Here is a 15004-nt window from a genome sequence, read left to right as displayed (position 1 = left end):
ATCAGTACTCCGTCCCCTTCCGCGCGCGGACGCCCTCGTCGAAGGGGTGTTTCTCCTTCCGCACCTCGGTCACGAGGTCGACCGTGTCGAGCAGGTACGTCGGCTCGGCGTGACTCCCGGTCAGCACGAGTTCGAGGTTCGCGGGCTTCGAGTCGATCAGGCCGAGGACGTCGGCCTCGTCGATGAGTCCCTGGTCGGCGGCGTAGAGGACCTCGTCGAGAACGAGCAGGTGGACGCCGGCCTCGGGGTCGCCGTCGGGGTCCAGCGGCTCCGTCAGGTCCGCGTCGCGAGCGGCCGCGACCAACTCCTCCGCGCGGGCGAGCGCGCCGCGGGCCTTCGCGAGGTGTTCGTCCTCGTCGGAACCGTCCAGCATCCCGTGCCACCCGTAGTGGCCGGTGTTCTCGTAGGAGATTCCCGGCACCGCCGCGATGGCGTTGTACTCGCCGCGGACGCTCTCGACGGAGTCAGCGCCGCCCTTCATGAACTGGAGGAGGTGCACGCGGTAGCCGTGCCCGGCCGCGCGGAACGCCATCCCGAGCGCGGCCGTGGTCTTTCCCTTTCCGTCTCCCCACCACGCCTGCACGAGTCCGAACTCCTCGGGCGCGGCGGGTTCGATGTCGGCAGCGGTCGGGCGGACGCCGCCGCCGGGGGTCGACCGGCGCGTCTCCGCCGGCGTCTGCGTACTCGCGTCGTCGCCGTCAGTCATAGCTGAGAGGTAGACGTGAGCGGACAAGAAGGCGGTGGAAGTCCGGTCGTATCAGTCGTCCGCGGGGGCCGCATCGCCCCGCAGCGCCGGCGGGAGGTCGGCCGGCAACCGGTCGCGGTTGTGCGGAGCCGAAAAGTCGATGTCGGGGCCGGTCGGGACGAGGCGCTTCGGGTTGACGTCGCCGTGGCTCATGTAGTAGTGTCGCGTGATGTGGTCGACGTTCACCGTCTCCGCGACGCCGGGGAGCTGGTAGAGCTCCTTCGTGTAGTTCCAGAGGTTCGGGTACTCGTGGATCGCCCGGCGGTTGCACTTGAAGTGGGTGTGATAGACGTGATCGAAGCGGACGAGCGTCGCGAACATCGCGACGTCGGCCTCGGTGAGCACGTCTCCGACGAGGTACCGTTGCTCCTCGAGGACGTCCTCCCAGTGATCGAGCGCCTCGAAGACGTCCGCGACCGCGTTCTCGTAGGCCGCCTGGGTGTCGGCGAAGCCGGCCCGGTAGACGCCGTTGTTGATCGGGTCGTAGATGTCGTCGATGACCCGATCGACCGCCTCGCGGTGGCCCTCGGGCCAGAGGTCGACGCCGTTCGGTCCTCCGAACTCGGTGTCGAGCATCCGCATAATCTCGCGGGACTCGTTGTTGACGACGGTCTCTTTCTCCCGGTCCCAGAGGACGGGAACCGTCACGCGGCCGGTGAACGCCGAGTCCGCGCGGGTGTAGACGTCGCGGAGGAACTCCTCGCCGTAGAGCGGGTCGGGGTACTCCTCGGAGAACTCCCAGCCGTCCTCGTAGCGGACGGGTTCGACGATCGACAGCGAGATGTCGTCTTCGAGACCCTTCAGCCGGCGCGTCATCGCCACGCGGTGGGCCCACGGGCAGGCCCGCGAGATGTAGACGTGATACCGGCCGGACTCGGCGGGGAACTCGGCCTCGGGATCGTCCTGGATCCAGTCGCGGAACGACGTCTCCTGTCGGTCGAACTCGCCCTCATCGTTCGTCGTCCGGTAGGCGTCCGTTCGCCACTCGCCGTCGACGAGCATGTTCATCGGCGATCCCTCCCGACCGCCGGCGATCGAGTGTCCGCCGCAGTGTGAGCAGCGGCTGCTGGTGTAAACATCTGTATCTCGCGTAGGCGCGCGGACGGGGTAAGTCGTTCGGCACTCGCGCGCCGCGCACACACGACCACTGCCGAGCAGTCGGCAGCGGTACTGTTGGGAGAACTGTAGTGTGGCAGGAGTAGCACTGCGGGGAGGACGGAATCTGCGGCCGAAATCGAGACAGCGAAACGGATTAGTAGTTGGTGGTAGAACTGGATAATGTAATGGAGTTCGACGGATTCGCGGACGTGAGCGAAGCACAGGTGACTCGAGCCATCGCCACAGACTGGAGCGAGGAGTTCCTCGACCGCGTCGACACCGACGTCATCGTCGTCGGCGGCGGCCCCTCCGGCCTCGTCACGGCGAAGGAGTTGGCCGAGCGCGGCGTCGACGTGACCGTCGTCGAGAAGAACAACTACCTCGGGGGCGGGTTCTGGCTCGGCGGCTTCCTGATGAACAAGGTGACCGTGCGGGACCCGGGACAGTCGGTGCTCGACGAACTCGGCGTCCCCTACGAGGAGTCCGACGAGGCCTCGGGACTGTACGTCGCCGACGGTCCGCACGCGGTCTCGTCGCTCGTCGAGGCCGCCTGCGACGCCGGCGCGAAGATCCAGAACATGACGGAGTTCACGGACGTGGTCGTCCGCGAGAACGACCGCGTCGGCGGCGTCGTCCTCAACTGGACGCCGGTGCACGCGCTGCCGCGCGAACTCACCTGCGTCGACCCCGTCGCCGTCGAGTCCGACCTCGTCGTCGACTCGACCGGCCACGAGGCCGTCGTCGTCTCGAAGCTCTCAGAGCGCGGCGCGCTCGACGCGCCCGGGATCGAACACGCGGACGAGCACAACACGGGGATGGACGCGACCGGTGACGACGAGTACGGCGCGCCCGGCCACGACTCCCCCGGCCACGACTCGATGTGGGTCGGCGAGTCGGAAGATCAGGTGGTCGAACACACCGGCCTCGTCCACCCGGGCGTCGTCGCCACCGGGATGGCCGTCGCCACCGTCGAGGGGCTCCCGCGGATGGGACCGACGTTCGGCGCGATGCTCCTCTCCGGGAAGCGGGGCGCGCAGGCGTGCCTCGACGAGCTCGGCCGCGACGCGTCGCCGATCGAGTTCGCGCCCACCGCGCCCGCGGACGACTGATACTCGGCAGGGGTTGGTGTCAGTCTTTCAGTAGTCCCTTGACCGCCGTGACGACCGCGTCGGCGTCGGGGCCGAGCACGTAGGTGATCGGCTCGATGCCGTACCCGCCGGTCTGATAGCAGACGAACGTCGCAGAGAGCGATTCGGGGCCGCGCTCTGCGAGCGACTCGCGGATCGGATCGGTCGGCGCGTCCGGGTCGAACTCGACGGCGTCGTAGCCGGCGGCTTCGAGGTCCGCGACGATCTTCGAGTCGTATCGGACGTTGAGCGCGGCGCGGGCGTCGCTTCCGGCCTCGCGCGCCGACAGGAGCACGCTCGCGACGTGCTCGCTGACGCCGAACTCCGGGTCGGCCGGGACGGTCGCGCGGCCCTTGACGTCGAAGATCCGCCCGGGCACGCCCGCGACGTCGTCGACGTCGGCCGCCTCCGGGAGGCACTCGACGAGGTTCGAGCCGACGTTGGGGATGAGACCGGCGAACCCGCTGGCGTTCGTCAGGCGGCGGAGCGCCCGCCGTAGCGACGACCGGACCTGTTCACTCGTCCGGAGCCCGCTCTCGGGGTCGTGGATCCGAACGTAGCCGTCGTGGTCGGCGAGTTCGGGCATCGCCTCCTCGTGGAGGCGCGCGAGCAGGTCGCCCTCCTCTAACCGCCGGACGAGCACTTCGGCCTCGACGAGCGCCTGCACGCGACTCATATCGCCCGTCGCGAGGCCGTCGGCGACGCGCTCGACGAGTTCGGCGACGCGCTCGTCTTCGAGGACCGCCGCTCGCCGACTCACGTCGCCGTGGGCGTACTTCGAGACGGCGCTCTGGCTGATTCCCAGCGCCTCCGCCACTTCGTGTTGGGTGAGTCCTCGATCACGGAGCGCCTCCGCCAGCATCGAGCGGAAGGTGGGGAGGAACTCCTCGACGACGACCTCCTCGATGAACTTCATTCGTCCGTATCCCCGTCTCGACGCTCGGCGCTCTCGACGTCGCCGCCACCCTCGTCGGGCGCCGTCGATTCCGACGCGAACTCGGGGTCGGCACCGATGCGCGAGGCCTGCGGCCCCTTCTGGTTCTGATACTTCGACCCGCGCTCGACGCCGTAGGGTCGTCCCGCGGGCCGGGTGAGTTCGGTGAAGACGAGCTGTGAGACGCGCATCCCCGGCGTGAGCGCCACCGGCGCGGTGCCGAGGTTCGACAGTTCGAGCGTGATCTGTCCGTGGTAGCCCGGGTCGACGATGCCCGCGGTCGCGTGGATCACGACCGCCAGGCGACCGAGCGAAGAGCGCCCCTCGACGGTCGCGAGGAGATCGGGGGGGATCTCGACGCGCTCTTTGGTCGTCCCGAGGACGAAGTCGCCGGGGTGAAGGATGAACTCCTCGCCCTCCGGCACCGTGGTCTCGGTCACGTACTCGGAGACCTCCGACTCGCGGTTCGGGTGGATACAGGAGATGTTCGTCCGCTGGAACTCCAAGAACTCCTCGCCGAGTCGGAGGTCGATGCTCGCCGGCTGGATCTGCATATCGAGGTCGTCGATGGGGTCGACGACGAGGTCACCGGCCTCCAGTCGAGCGAGGATGTCGTCGTCAGAGAGTATCATCGTCCGAGTGAGTGTGAGCGAGCGACGTAAAGTCACACGCTTCCGACTGGGGCGGTCCGCCGAGGCGAACGAACCGACTCGTTGCGGCCGGACCGCTCCGGCGGCAAGCCTATAGTAGCGTTTGCAAGTCTTTACTCACTCGATCGCACGACGTCGTGCGGTCGGATGTGTAATCAGTTGCAAACGCTACTATACCTCGGAGTCGTCCGACCGAGAGACCGTCCTAGATATTTAGCGACGACCGGACGCGAGACCCGAGCGTGATGAGCACGATCAGGACCCCGATCCCCGCGAGTTTCAGCGGATACGTCGACCGTCGCTTCTCGAGGAACGCGTCGCCGGGCGACGCCGGATCGACGTACGCGGTGACCGTCTCCCCCGATTCGTACTCCTGCGCGATCGACTGCGCCTTCGAGTGCGTCTCGTACTTCGGGCTCACGTCCGACGGGAAGATCCGGTCGCCGGTGTACGCCGTGCCGTCGTAGCGGTACTCGAAGGACACGGTCGGCTCGTGGGACTGGTCTCCCTTGCTGGAGACCGTCTCGACGTCGGTCTCGACGACCGTCGCTTCCACTGACACCGCGTCCTCGATCGCTTCGGACTGCTGGGTGTAATCGTACGCGCCGTACCCGGCGAGGCCGGTTCCGACGAGGAGCAACACCGCCGCGAAGAACGAACTGGGACCAATTGTGGAGGGCACAGGTTCCGGTGATCGAGATCGATTATAATTATGACGCTTCCCCCGCGGGAAGCGAGGACATATACGACCGCGCGAGCCACCGACACGTATGAAGCAGGCCATCGTCGCCCGAACGGATCTCGGGATGGGGAGGGGAAAGCTCGCCGCGCAGGTCGCACACGCCTCGCTGTCGGCGTACGAGGACACCGACGACCGGACCAGAAAAGAGTGGAAAGGCGGCGGGCAAAAGAAGGTCGTGTTGAAGGCCGACGGCGAGGAGACGCTGTTCCGACTGGCCGACGAGGCCGAGCGGCTCGGTCTCCCGAACGCGATCATCCGGGACGCCGGACACACCCAACTCGATCCCGGCACGGTGACGTGTCTGGCGGTCGGTCCCGCTCGCGACGAGGACGTCGACCGGGTGACCGGGGACCTCTCGCTGTACTGATCCGAGGGTCGAAGTCACGGAGGACAGACGGGGAGCCGGCCAAACGACTTACCACGGGTCCGTACGGAGGGAGCACAAATGAGGAACTTCGCGGGGGAGCGTGTCGACGACGCGCTCGCGCAGGTCGTCGACGGGATGGGCGACGCCGTGATCGTCCGCGAGGTCGCGAGCGGACAGGTCGTCGCCGTCAACGCGGCCGTCGAGGACGTGTTCGGATACGCCCCCGAGGACTTCCGCGAACTCGACGCCGAAGCGTACACGGTCGACTCGGACCGGACGAGAGGCACACGGGCAGCAGCAGACCGAACGGCACGGCGGGGGGAGGCGGAAACGTTTCGCTGGGAGGCCGAACGGAACGATGGCACGACGTTCTGGGCCGAATCGAGCGTGTCGTCGACGACCGTCGGGGACCGGGAGTACCTCGTGAGCGTCGTGCGGGACGTGACCGAGCGGGCGGAGCGCGAGCGCGACCTCGAACGGTTCGCCGAGATCCTGACGCACGACCTCACGAGCCCGTTGAACGCCGCGCAGGCGCAGGTGAAGATCCTCCGCGAGGAGGTCGCCGGCGGCGAGGAGTTCCTGGATCGATTGGATCGCGTGCACGGTCGAATGGAGTCCATCATCGGCGACGTTCGGACACTCGTCGGCGACAGGCGTCGGGACCCGGACGTCACACCCGTCGATTTGAACCGCATCGTGGTCGGCGCGTGGGAGGCCGTCGGCGGGTGCGGCGACGAGGTCGAACCGGCGCGCGCGGACGACGCCGGCGGGAGCCTGATCGTCGACGGCGACCTCGGGACGGTCGAAGCCGACGACGGGCGACTCTGTCGGCTCTTCGAGAACCTCTTCGAGAACGCGATTCGACACGCCGGGGAGGACACCGACGGCGTCACGGTGACGGTCTCGTCGATCCCGGGCGGGATCGCCGTCGACGACGACGGATCGGGAGTGCCCGAAGCGGACCGCGAGCGCGTCTTCGAGTACGGATACACCACCGGAGAGAGCGGGACGGGGTTCGGTCTCAACATCGTCGCCGCGACGGCGGAGGCCCACGGCTGGGACGTCGCCGTCGGCGACTCCGAGGCGGGCGGGGCACGGTTCGAGATCACCGGAATGCGAGAGTCCGACGAGGGGAACTAACAGGAGGTCGGCGAAGCCGGGAGTTCCCGAACGAGTGGGAACCGGAGCGGCCTTACTCCGGGAGATACTCGGAGGCAACCAGATGCGCGAGGCTCACCCTCTCGAACGGCGCGTCGGCATCGAGCACTACTACAGCGACGCCGACGGGACCGGCGGCCGCCTGCGGTCGACTCCTGCGGACTTCCGCGTCCGGGAACTGGAGGCGATGGACCCCGCGCCGCTCGACGCCGAGACCGGCGACTACCCGCACCTGCTCGTCCGGGCGACGCTGCGCGGGTGGGACACCAACGACTTCGCGCGCCGGCTCTCGAACGCGCTGGGGATCAGCCGCGAGCGGGTCTCCTGGGCCGGTACGAAGGACAAGTACGCGGTCACGACGCAGCTGTTCTCGCTCGACGGGGTCGACCCGGAGACGCTCCCCGACGTCGACGACGCCGACGTCGAGGTCCTGGGCAGGATCGGCCGCCGGCTCCACTTCGGCGACCTGGCGGGCAACGCCTTCGAGATCCGCGTCCGCGACGCCGACGTCGCGCCGGTCGACGAGGTCACGGCAGCGCTGCACGCGCGGGTCAGTGGGGCGGGCGCGGCGGGCGGCTCGAAGGACGGCAACGGCGGGACCGACGGAGACGGCGTCGACGTGGCCGTCCCGAACTACTTCGGCCACCAGCGCTTCGGAAGCCGCCGGCCGGTCACCCACGAGGTCGGTCTGTGCGTCGCCCGCGGCGAGTGGCGCGAGGCGGTCCTGACGTACGTCGGCAACCCCTCCGAGGCCGAGCCCGAGGCGACACGGGAGGCCCGGCAGTTCGTCGACGAGCAGGCCGAGACGGAGAACCCGGACTGGCAGGCGGCGCTCGACCGGATGCCCGGCGCGCTCCGCTTCGAGCGATCGATGTTACACCGCCTGCACGAGGACGGCGACGGGACCGAAGAGCGGTGGCGGCACGCCCTGGAGGCGGTTCCGGAGAACCTCCAGCGGCTGTTCGTCAACGCCGCGCAGTCGTACGCGTTCAACAGAATCGTCAGCGAGCGGCTCTCGCGCGGCCTTCCCCTCTCCCATCCGGTTGAGGGCGACGTCGTCTGCTTCGCCGACACCGACGCCCCCGGCGGGCTCTTCCGCCCGGACACCGACCGGACGCAGGTCGCGACCGAGCGCCGCGTCGACGTGATGCGGCGACACTGTGAGCGCGGCCGGGCGTTCGTGACCGCGCCGCTGATCGGCGTCGAAACGGAACTCGCGTCGGGCGAGCCGGGAGACGTCGAACGCGCCGTCCTCGACGACCTCGACCTCGACCCCGGCGATTTCGACCTTCCCGACCAGTTCCACTCGACCGGCACGCGGCGCGCGGTCCTGCTTCGGACGCGCGTCGCCACCGACGTCGACGCCGACGAGGACGCGTACGACCTCTCCTTCTCGCTTCCCTCGGGATCGTACGCGACGGTGCTGCTCCGAGAGTATCTGAAGACCGACCCGACGGACCTGTGAGGGGGCGGTCCGACCGGACGGACACTCGCCGCGATCGACGCCGCCGAGGACGCGGGACGTCGGTGGGTCGGGGCACCGACCGATAGCCGCGCTTTTATTTTCCCGTCGCCTTCGCTCGCTATGGACTGTCGGCGGTGCGGCACGCCGCTCGAACGCCCGGGCGACTACTGTCTGGTCTGCGACACCGCCAACTGCGACGCCGTCGTCGTCGCCTTCGAGCGCGATCGCGCCGAGTTGACGATGCTCGACGGCGAGGAGATCGTGGGGAAGACGACGCTGACGACCGTCCCCGAGGACGACCCCGAGACCGAGACCGTCGAGCTCAGGAACTTCGCGGGGCGCGTCGCCGACGACATCCGCCGCAAGCGGCCCGAGACCGTGTTCGCGGCGGGGAACCGCGCGGTCCTCAGAGAGACGAGAGCGCAACTGCACCACGAGTTCTACCGCGTCGCGGCCGACGACCCCGTCGAGCGGGTGCTGGAGCGACGCGGCGAGCGCTCGCTGGAGGTCGTCGAGACGCCGCCCAGAGAGAAACTCGGCGGGTCCCACTCGACGCTGATCGGCGGCCGGAACGGTCGGCAGGCCATCGGCGTCGTCGCCGACCACCCGCACGTCAAGAAGATCGTCCCCGGGCCGATCGACGCGGGCGGGATGGGATCGCAGACGGGGCTCAGAGCGAAGGTGACCCGCGCCGACGACAACGGCAACGTCCGACTGCTGCTCCGGGACGGATCGAGCGTCCAGGAGAACCGGATCGTGACGACCGCGATGGACAGAGAGTCCGGCGAGTTCGTCCGCGACGACCTCAACGAGGCGCTCACCGAGGCCGAACTCCGGGACGAGTGAGCGCGTCGGTGGAGTGGGACGAGCGAACCAGAGCGGAGAACGCTATTCGAGATCGCCCGATCGGATCGCGTCTTCGGCCGCCGACAGCGCCGCCTCCGGGTCGAAGTCTGCGACGATCGCTTCCAATTCCTCCCGCGACGCGCCACGCAGCGCCTCGGCGTGCTGGGTGATGTTCGGGACCGCTCGGAGGATGTTGTCGACGATCGGGACCGCCGCGGCCCGCGCGGACCGCGACAGCGGATTCAGGTCGATCACGATCTCGGATTTGCCCATCTCGGCGAGCGCCTCCGCGCGGTCGCCGTCCTCCAGCGGGACGAGCACGACGTCGGCCGCGCCGATGCCGTCGGCATCGACCTTCGATCGCTCGTGCTCCAAGCCGGGAATGCGCGCGTCGGCGGTCAGTCCCTTGATCTCGACCCCGGCCTCCTCGGCACCGTGCTCGCGGAGGTGCCCGACGATCGCTGTCATCCGCTCGTCGGTCCGGTTGAAGAGGTTCACCTCGACGTCGGCGTCGACAGCCGCGGCGAGTTCGACGGTCTCGCCGGGGACGAGCGCCGCGACGTTGCCGTTGACCGAGAGGACGGGACGGTCGGCCAAGAGCAGGAGCGCCGCGGCCGCCCGCGCGGCCTCGTCGGCCGATTCGATGGTGCGCTCGCCGAGGAGGTAGTCGAACGCCTCGCCGCGACCCTCCGCGATGAGCCCCTGCTTGCTCGTGATCCCCTTTTCGACGCCCGCTTCGATCCGGTGGCGGGTCAGAAGCGACTGGTAGCGGGGGTGGCTCTCCGGAACGTCGATCTCGCTCATACCTTGCGATCGATTGGCCGGACGAAAAGCGGGACGGTTTGGGTTCGCCGCGTCTCGCATTCGGCAGTTGTGCGGTCCGTTCAGCGCTCGAAGCGACCGACGTCGGGCGGGCGAAGCGTCGCCCCCGTCGGATGGACCGAGCAGACCTCAGGGTCGTAGCCGGCGGCCGAGAGGCCGTCGCCGAACGCGAAGACGGTGTCGCCGAGCATCGCCATCGCGGCGTCGCCGCCCTCGGCGCGGACCGCCGCGACGGCGTCGGCGACGCGCTCGGTGAGGAGGTCCGCCTCCCGAGCGAACCGCCGAGAGCGTTCGACGAGCCGATCGGTGGTCGGCTCCGCTCGCAGATCCGACAGCGCGCGCTCGCCCGCGGCGGTCAGCGTGCTGGTGTCGCCCGAGAGCACGTCCTCCGTCGAGACTGCCCCGAAGGAGACGTACTCGACGCGCGGGCTGGCGGGGATGCCGTCGAGGCGACCGTGCCCCGGTGCGCCGGGTTCGAGTCGGATCGGGAGCCCGCCCCGGGCCTGCGCCACCACGTCGCCGAGTCCGGTTCCGGCCTCGACCTCGGCGACGTGAGCGAGTTCGATGAGGTCGTTCTCGCTCCGTGTGCGGTCGTAAGCGGCGTTGACGGCGTAGGCGACGCCGAGCGCCATCGCTCCCGAGACGCCGAAGCCGGCACCGAGCGGCAGCGGCGTCTCGGCGACGACCCGCGCGTCCGACGCGTCGAGGTCGTCGAGGACGGCGCCGACGGGGGCAACGTCGATCGGGTCGCCGTTCAGCGTCACTCCGACGTCGTTGCCACCAATGCCGCGGACGACGCGGACGTCGACGCCGTGCGAGAGCGCGATCCCGGCGCCGCGAGAGCCCGCCGTCGACGGGTCCTCGTCGGGGTGCGCGCTGAAGAATCCGGTGACGTGCCCGGGCACGAACGCCGCCGCCTCGTCGGTCATTGCCGTCGATTGCGCGTCCGCCGTTAAATCGAGCGCGGTTCAGGCGCGTGAGCCGAGCGTGTAACTCGAATAAGAGAGATGAGTAGTCGGGACAGCGGGAGTTCCGCTGGAAGCAGTGTTGTCGCCTGCGGGTTGAGGCGTTGCCGGTCCTGCGAGACTCGCTGGCGCTCGTCTCGCTGTCCACCAAGTCTTCGGTCTTACGGACTCAGCCGCTGGCGGTCTCGCGGGAACACCGTCGGACTCACTTCGTTCGTCCGACGAACTCCCGCGCTCGTGTCCGCGTCGTCGCCTACGGCGACAGACGCTGCCGGTCGCGCGGGAACTCACTCGCAAATCGAAGATTTGCTCGCTGCTCCCGCTCGACAGGAACGCCTTCGCTCTACGGGCTCAGGCGTTGCCGGTCCTGCGAGACTCGCTTCGCTCGCCTCGCTGGCTCCCAGAGACTTCGCCTATGGGCTCAGTCTCTGGCGATCCCGCGGGAACAGAACCGCCTCGCGGATGTTGTCGAGGCCGAGCATCGTCATCACGAGACGCTCGCCGCCGAGACCCCAGCCGGCGTGCGGCGGCATCCCGTACTTGAACATCTTCGTGTAGTACTCGAACTGGTCGGGGTCGAGGCCCTGCTGCTCGAATCCCTCGACGAGGCGGTCGTAGCGGTGCTCACGCTGCCCGCCGGAGACGAGTTCCATCCGCGGGTGCATCATATCGAACCCCGTAGAGAGCTGCTCGTCGTCGTCGTGGTCCTTGATGTAGAAGGGCTTGATCTCCGAGGGCCAGTCGGTGATGAAGTAGTGCTCGCCGACGTCCTCGCCGAGCGCGCGCTCGCCCTCGGTCGGGAGGTCGTCGCCCCAGACGAGCTGCTCGTCGAGTTCGCCCGTCGCGTTGATCCGCTCGATGGCCTCCTCGTAGGTGAGCCGCGGGAAGTCGCCCTCGGGGACCTCGAACTCCTCGTCGAGACCGAGCAGTTCCAGTTCGCGCTCGCAGTTCTCTGCGACGCCCCCGTAGACGCTCTTGACGACGTGCTCGCAGGCGTCCATCGCCTCGGTGTGGTCGACGAACGCCGACTCGAAGTCGATCGACGTCGCCTCGTTGAGGTGCCGGGGGGTGTTGTGCTCCTCGGCGCGGAAGATCGGCCCGATCTCGAAGACGCGTTCGAGGCCGGAGCCGACCATCAGCTGCTTGAACAGCTGCGGCGACTGGTTCATGAACGCCTCCTCGCCGAAGTACGTGATCGGGAACAGCTCGGTGCCGCCCTCGGTCCCGGTGGCGACGATCTTCGGCGTGTTGATCTCCGTGCAGCCCAGGTCGCGGAAGGCGTCGCGGGCGGAGCGGAGGACCTCCGAGCGGATCTCGAAGATGGCCTTCACCTCCTCCTTCCGGAGGTCGAGCGTCCGGTTGTCGAGCCGCGTCGACAGTTCGGCGTCGACCTTCCCGGAGGGGTCCAGCGGCAGTTCGGTGTCGGACTCGGCGAGCACCTCGATCGACTCGGGGACGATCTCCACGTCCGTCGGCGCGCGCGGCTCCTCCTTCACGTCGCCGGAGACGGTGACGACGCTCTCGCGGGCCACGCCGAGGCCGGTCTCGACGAGTTCCTCGTCCATCGAGTCCTCCTCGAGTTTGATCTGGATCTTCCCCGACTTGTCCCGGAGGATGAGGAAAGCGATCCCGCCGAGGTCCCGCACCTCGTGGACCCAGCCGGCGACGGTGACCGCCTCGCCCGGCTCGGCGTCTGCCGTGTAGGTTCTGCCTTTCATACTCCCTGTTTCCTGCCGCCCGGTCTTAAAAACGGTCGGTTCGGGCGCGGGGTGTGTCGTTCCCGCACGGGCGACCACGAGATGGTGAACCGCGGTGGAGAGCCGCTGTCCGAATCCGCTCGGACCGCATATTCGGGCAGTCGGTGCCCGCTTCCGCGCCATTTTTAACGTTCCCCGGGAGACGTACCTGCAATGACCGGGCCTTGGACGGAGTGGGACCACGTGCTGAAAGTGGACCCGGACAAAGACCTCGTCGACGGCGAGACGTTCGAGGACGTCTGCCGGACGGGGACTGACGCGATCGAGATCGGCGGGACGCTCGACATCACGACCGAGAAGATGGAACGGGTCGTCGACGCGTGCTCGCGCTACGACGTCCCGCTCTACCAGGAGCCCTCGAACCCCGGCGTCGTGATCGAATCGGGGGATCTCGACGGCTACCTCATCCCGACGGTGTTCAACGCCGAGTCGTCCTTCTGGGTCACCGGCGCGCACAAGGAGTGGGTCCGGATCGACGGGCCGCTCGACTGGGACCGGACGTACACGGAGGCGTACATCGTCCTGAACCCGGACGCCTCCGTCGCAGAGCTGACCGAGGCCGACACCGATCAGACCGCCGATGACGTCGCCTCCTTCGCCGCCGTCGCCGAGAAGATGTTCGGTCAGGAGATCGTCTACGTCGAGTATTCGGGGACGTTCGGCGACACCGAGAAGGTCTCGGCCGCCCGCGACGCGCTCGACGACGCGTCGCTGTTCTACGGGGGCGGCATCGGCGACTACGACGCGGCCTACGAGATGGGCAAACACGCGGACACGATCGTCGTCGGCGACCTCCTCCACGACGAGGGCGTCGACGCCGTCCGCGAGACCGTCGAGGGCGTCAAAGACGCGCACGCCGAGGCGGTCGTCGAGTAGCGCCGCTGGTGACGTTTTTTCGGCATTTTGCCAGAGCGAACAGCCGAGCGTCAGGAACGAGTGACAGGCCCACTCGCAGAAACCACTATTTGGATCCGGGACGGCCGAAGAGTATGGACTCCGAACGGGAGAAGATGCTGCGGGGAGATCTGTACGATCCCCGTGATCCCGAACTCGTCGCGGATCGGAAACGCGCCCGCCGGCTCACGAGCCAGTACAACCGTACGGAAGTGAAAGCCGACGAGCGACGCCGAGAGCTGCTCGCGGAACTCTTCGGAACGCTCGGGGCGGAGAGCTACGTCGAGCCGCCGTTCCGCTGTGACTACGGCTACAACATCCACGTGGGTTCGGGGTTCTTCGCGAACTTCGACTGCGTCGTCTTGGACGTCTGCCGCGTCGAGATCGGACGGAACTGTATGCTCGGACCGGGGGTCCATATTTACACGGCGACGCACCCACTCGATGCGAGCGAACGGGTCGAGGGGCTGGAGTACGGGAAACCGGTCACGATCGGAGACAACGTCTGGATCGGGGGGAGAGCGGTCGTCAATCCCGGCGTCACCGTCGGCGACGACAGCGTCATCGGGTCGGGCGCGGTCGTGACGCGCGACGTCCCGGAGAACGTAGTCGTACAGGGCAATCCGGCGTCGGTAGTGAAGGAACTGTAGTCGCGTTTGCAACGGACTGCCTATCCGATCGTACGCGTCGGGCGGTCCAGTGAGCGACAACGCACGCCCGCTACGGGGAGACCAGTCCCGACTGGCGTCGCTTCCGTCGCCGACACTATCTCGCGTGTGTCTTTGCGCCGCCCCCGGACTCAGCCGTCGTTCTCCGTCCCGCTCCCGTCTTTCTCTGCATCACCTACTTCTTCTGCGGTGTCGTCACCTGCTTCCGCTGTCGTGTCGCTCGCGTCCTCGACGGTGATACTCACTGGCCCGGTGTCGGCGTCGTCGCCGGCGTCCTCGGACCCGCCGAGGCGACGGTCGAGGTTGAACACCGTGTTCAGCTCCGACTGGACCTGCTCGGCGACGCTGCGCACGAGATCGCTCGGCGCGATCGCCGTGTACTCGTAGGGGTTGTTGCCCGCTCCGGCGCTCTCGCGCTTGCGACGCGCGACGGTCTCTTCCTCGTGGAGTTCGGCGAGCGCCTCTCGGACGGTGCTCGGATACAGCCCCGTCCCGTCGGCCACCTCCTCGCTCGTCGAGTGGGGGTTCTTGCGCAGGTACACGTAGATCCGCGCCCGCGTCTCCGTGTCGAGCAGCCACGCCAGGAGGTCGACGATCCCCTCGTCGAACTCCGAGACGGCGCGGTCGGCCTCGGCCTCCAGTCGCGCTCGCGCCCCCTCCTCGGAGTCGTCGTCAACGTCCTCGACGACGTGTTCGACGTCTATACCACTCCCGTCGCTCTCGTCTGTTGGCTCGTCAGGAGACATCGTGTTCTACCCAAAAGGTC

At 68.3% G+C, this 15004-nt stretch carries 16 protein-coding genes; 7 read left to right on the top strand and 9 right to left on the bottom strand.

Annotated elements, in window-relative coordinates:
- Nucleotide 1: 1 nt before the first annotated feature.
- Both NO876_RS09670 and NO876_RS09665 read right to left on the bottom strand, forming a co-directional pair.
- The gene (locus NO876_RS09670) at nt 2–706 is read right to left on the bottom strand and encodes a cob(I)yrinic acid a,c-diamide adenosyltransferase (RefSeq protein ID WP_256421471.1); all 705 of its coding nucleotides are present in this window, start codon (nt 704–706) and stop codon (nt 2–4) included.
- 51 nt (nt 707–757) lie between these two features.
- Nucleotides 758–1753 (bottom strand): glutathione S-transferase family protein, encoded by a 996-nt coding sequence (locus NO876_RS09665; RefSeq protein WP_256421470.1) that lies wholly within the window; start codon nt 1751–1753, stop codon nt 758–760.
- A gap of 275 nt (nt 1754–2028) precedes the next feature.
- Between NO876_RS09665 and NO876_RS09660 the strand changes: the two genes are divergently transcribed.
- The gene (locus NO876_RS09660) at nt 2029–2952 is read left to right on the top strand and encodes a sulfide-dependent adenosine diphosphate thiazole synthase (protein WP_256421469.1); all 924 of its coding nucleotides are present in this window, start codon (nt 2029–2031) and stop codon (nt 2950–2952) included.
- 19 nt (nt 2953–2971) lie between these two features.
- On the opposite strand, the gene NO876_RS09655 is transcribed toward NO876_RS09660, so the two are convergent.
- The 3 genes from NO876_RS09655 to NO876_RS09645 all read right to left on the bottom strand — a co-directional run bounded on the left by NO876_RS09655 (nt 2972) and on the right by NO876_RS09645 (nt 5236).
- Nucleotides 2972–3886 (bottom strand): thiamine-phosphate synthase family protein, encoded by a 915-nt coding sequence (locus NO876_RS09655; protein ID WP_256421468.1) that lies wholly within the window; start codon nt 3884–3886, stop codon nt 2972–2974.
- Nucleotides 3883–4536, bottom strand: a complete 654-nt coding sequence (gene dcd, locus NO876_RS09650; RefSeq protein WP_256421467.1) for a dCTP deaminase — start codon at nt 4534–4536, stop codon at nt 3883–3885. The genes NO876_RS09655 and dcd overlap by 4 nt, the downstream gene beginning before the upstream one ends.
- A 223-nt stretch (nt 4537–4759) precedes the next feature.
- Nucleotides 4760–5236 (bottom strand): DUF3592 domain-containing protein, encoded by a 477-nt coding sequence (locus NO876_RS09645; RefSeq protein ID WP_256421466.1) that lies wholly within the window; start codon nt 5234–5236, stop codon nt 4760–4762.
- A gap of 88 nt (nt 5237–5324) precedes the next feature.
- Here NO876_RS09645 and pth2 point away from each other — a divergent pair, with 88 nt between their 5' ends.
- From pth2 to NO876_RS09625, 4 genes are all read left to right on the top strand, one after another.
- A complete protein-coding gene (pth2, locus tag NO876_RS09640; RefSeq protein ID WP_256421465.1) occupies nt 5325–5663 on the top strand; it encodes a peptidyl-tRNA hydrolase Pth2 in 339 nt (112 codons plus the stop codon).
- A gap of 78 nt (nt 5664–5741) precedes the next feature.
- Entirely contained in the window at nt 5742–6803 is a 1062-nt protein-coding gene (locus tag NO876_RS09635) for a sensor histidine kinase (RefSeq protein WP_256421464.1), read from the top strand.
- Between the two features lie 82 nt (nt 6804–6885).
- Nucleotides 6886–8286, top strand: a complete 1401-nt coding sequence (truD, locus tag NO876_RS09630; RefSeq protein WP_256421463.1) for a tRNA pseudouridine(13) synthase TruD — start codon at nt 6886–6888, stop codon at nt 8284–8286.
- A 120-nt stretch (nt 8287–8406) separates the two neighbouring features.
- Nucleotides 8407–9132: a DUF2103 domain-containing protein gene (locus tag NO876_RS09625; protein WP_256421462.1), complete on the top strand. Its 726-nt coding sequence runs from the start codon at nt 8407–8409 to the stop codon at nt 9130–9132.
- Nucleotides 9133–9174: 42 nt separating this feature from the next.
- On the opposite strand, the gene NO876_RS09620 is transcribed toward NO876_RS09625, so the two are convergent.
- From NO876_RS09620 to aspS, 3 genes are all read right to left on the bottom strand, one after another.
- Nucleotides 9175–9936: a 4-phosphopantoate--beta-alanine ligase gene (locus NO876_RS09620; protein ID WP_256421461.1), complete on the bottom strand. Its 762-nt coding sequence runs from the start codon at nt 9934–9936 to the stop codon at nt 9175–9177.
- Nucleotides 9937–10016: 80 nt separating this feature from the next.
- On the bottom strand, nt 10017–10883 hold the full coding sequence (locus tag NO876_RS09615; RefSeq protein WP_256421460.1) for a pantoate kinase: 867 nt from the start codon (nt 10881–10883) through the stop codon (nt 10017–10019).
- Nucleotides 10884–11332: 449 nt separating this feature from the next.
- Nucleotides 11333–12637 (bottom strand): aspartate--tRNA(Asn) ligase, encoded by a 1305-nt coding sequence (aspS, locus tag NO876_RS09610; RefSeq protein ID WP_256421459.1) that lies wholly within the window; start codon nt 12635–12637, stop codon nt 11333–11335.
- Between the two features lie 192 nt (nt 12638–12829).
- On the opposite strand from aspS, the gene NO876_RS09605 reads away from it, so the two are divergent.
- Both NO876_RS09605 and NO876_RS09600 read left to right on the top strand, forming a co-directional pair.
- Nucleotides 12830–13552 carry a phosphoglycerol geranylgeranyltransferase gene (locus tag NO876_RS09605; protein ID WP_256421458.1) on the top strand — a complete coding sequence of 241 codons (723 nt, stop codon included), beginning with the start codon at nt 12830–12832 and terminating at the stop codon, nt 13550–13552.
- Nucleotides 13553–13665: 113 nt separating this feature from the next.
- On the top strand, nt 13666–14220 hold the full coding sequence (locus NO876_RS09600; protein ID WP_256421457.1) for a sugar O-acetyltransferase: 555 nt from the start codon (nt 13666–13668) through the stop codon (nt 14218–14220).
- A gap of 149 nt (nt 14221–14369) precedes the next feature.
- Here NO876_RS09600 and NO876_RS09595 read toward each other — a convergent pair whose 3' ends face one another.
- The gene (locus tag NO876_RS09595; protein ID WP_256421456.1) at nt 14370–14984 is read right to left on the bottom strand and encodes a winged helix-turn-helix transcriptional regulator; all 615 of its coding nucleotides are present in this window, start codon (nt 14982–14984) and stop codon (nt 14370–14372) included.
- Nucleotides 14985–15004: the final 20 nt, after the last annotated feature.

This window comes from Halobellus rarus (assembly GCF_024494595.1).
GTDB lineage: Archaea > Halobacteriota > Halobacteria > Halobacteriales > Haloferacaceae > Haloquadratum > Haloquadratum rarum.
The sequence above is the reverse complement of the archived record's forward strand: the minus strand, read 5'-3'. Positions and strand labels throughout refer to the sequence as shown.

Excerpts from the sequence above, each read along its gene's own strand:
- dcd (WP_256421467.1), bottom strand. The coding sequence starts at position 4,536 with ATGATACTCTCTGACGACGACATCCTCGCTCGACTGGAGGCCGGTGAC.
- NO876_RS09595 (WP_256421456.1), bottom strand. The coding sequence starts at position 14,984 with ATGTCTCCTGACGAGCCAACAGACGAGAGCGACGGGAGTGGTATAGAC.
- NO876_RS09605 (WP_256421458.1), top strand. The coding sequence starts at position 12,830 with ATGACCGGGCCTTGGACGGAGTGGGACCACGTGCTGAAAGTGGACCCG.
- truD (WP_256421463.1), top strand. The coding sequence starts at position 6,886 with ATGCGCGAGGCTCACCCTCTCGAACGGCGCGTCGGCATCGAGCACTAC.
- NO876_RS09655 (WP_256421468.1), bottom strand. The coding sequence starts at position 3,886 with ATGAAGTTCATCGAGGAGGTCGTCGTCGAGGAGTTCCTCCCCACCTTC.
- NO876_RS09670 (WP_256421471.1), bottom strand. The coding sequence starts at position 706 with ATGACTGACGGCGACGACGCGAGTACGCAGACGCCGGCGGAGACGCGC.
- NO876_RS09660 (WP_256421469.1), top strand. The coding sequence starts at position 2,029 with ATGGAGTTCGACGGATTCGCGGACGTGAGCGAAGCACAGGTGACTCGA.
- pth2 (WP_256421465.1), top strand. The coding sequence starts at position 5,325 with ATGAAGCAGGCCATCGTCGCCCGAACGGATCTCGGGATGGGGAGGGGA.
- NO876_RS09620 (WP_256421461.1), bottom strand. The coding sequence starts at position 9,936 with ATGAGCGAGATCGACGTTCCGGAGAGCCACCCCCGCTACCAGTCGCTT.
- NO876_RS09625 (WP_256421462.1), top strand. The coding sequence starts at position 8,407 with ATGGACTGTCGGCGGTGCGGCACGCCGCTCGAACGCCCGGGCGACTAC.
- NO876_RS09615 (WP_256421460.1), bottom strand. The coding sequence starts at position 10,883 with ATGACCGACGAGGCGGCGGCGTTCGTGCCCGGGCACGTCACCGGATTC.
- NO876_RS09635 (WP_256421464.1), top strand. The coding sequence starts at position 5,742 with ATGAGGAACTTCGCGGGGGAGCGTGTCGACGACGCGCTCGCGCAGGTC.
- aspS (WP_256421459.1), bottom strand. The coding sequence starts at position 12,637 with ATGAAAGGCAGAACCTACACGGCAGACGCCGAGCCGGGCGAGGCGGTC.
- NO876_RS09600 (WP_256421457.1), top strand. The coding sequence starts at position 13,666 with ATGGACTCCGAACGGGAGAAGATGCTGCGGGGAGATCTGTACGATCCC.
- NO876_RS09665 (WP_256421470.1), bottom strand. The coding sequence starts at position 1,753 with ATGAACATGCTCGTCGACGGCGAGTGGCGAACGGACGCCTACCGGACG.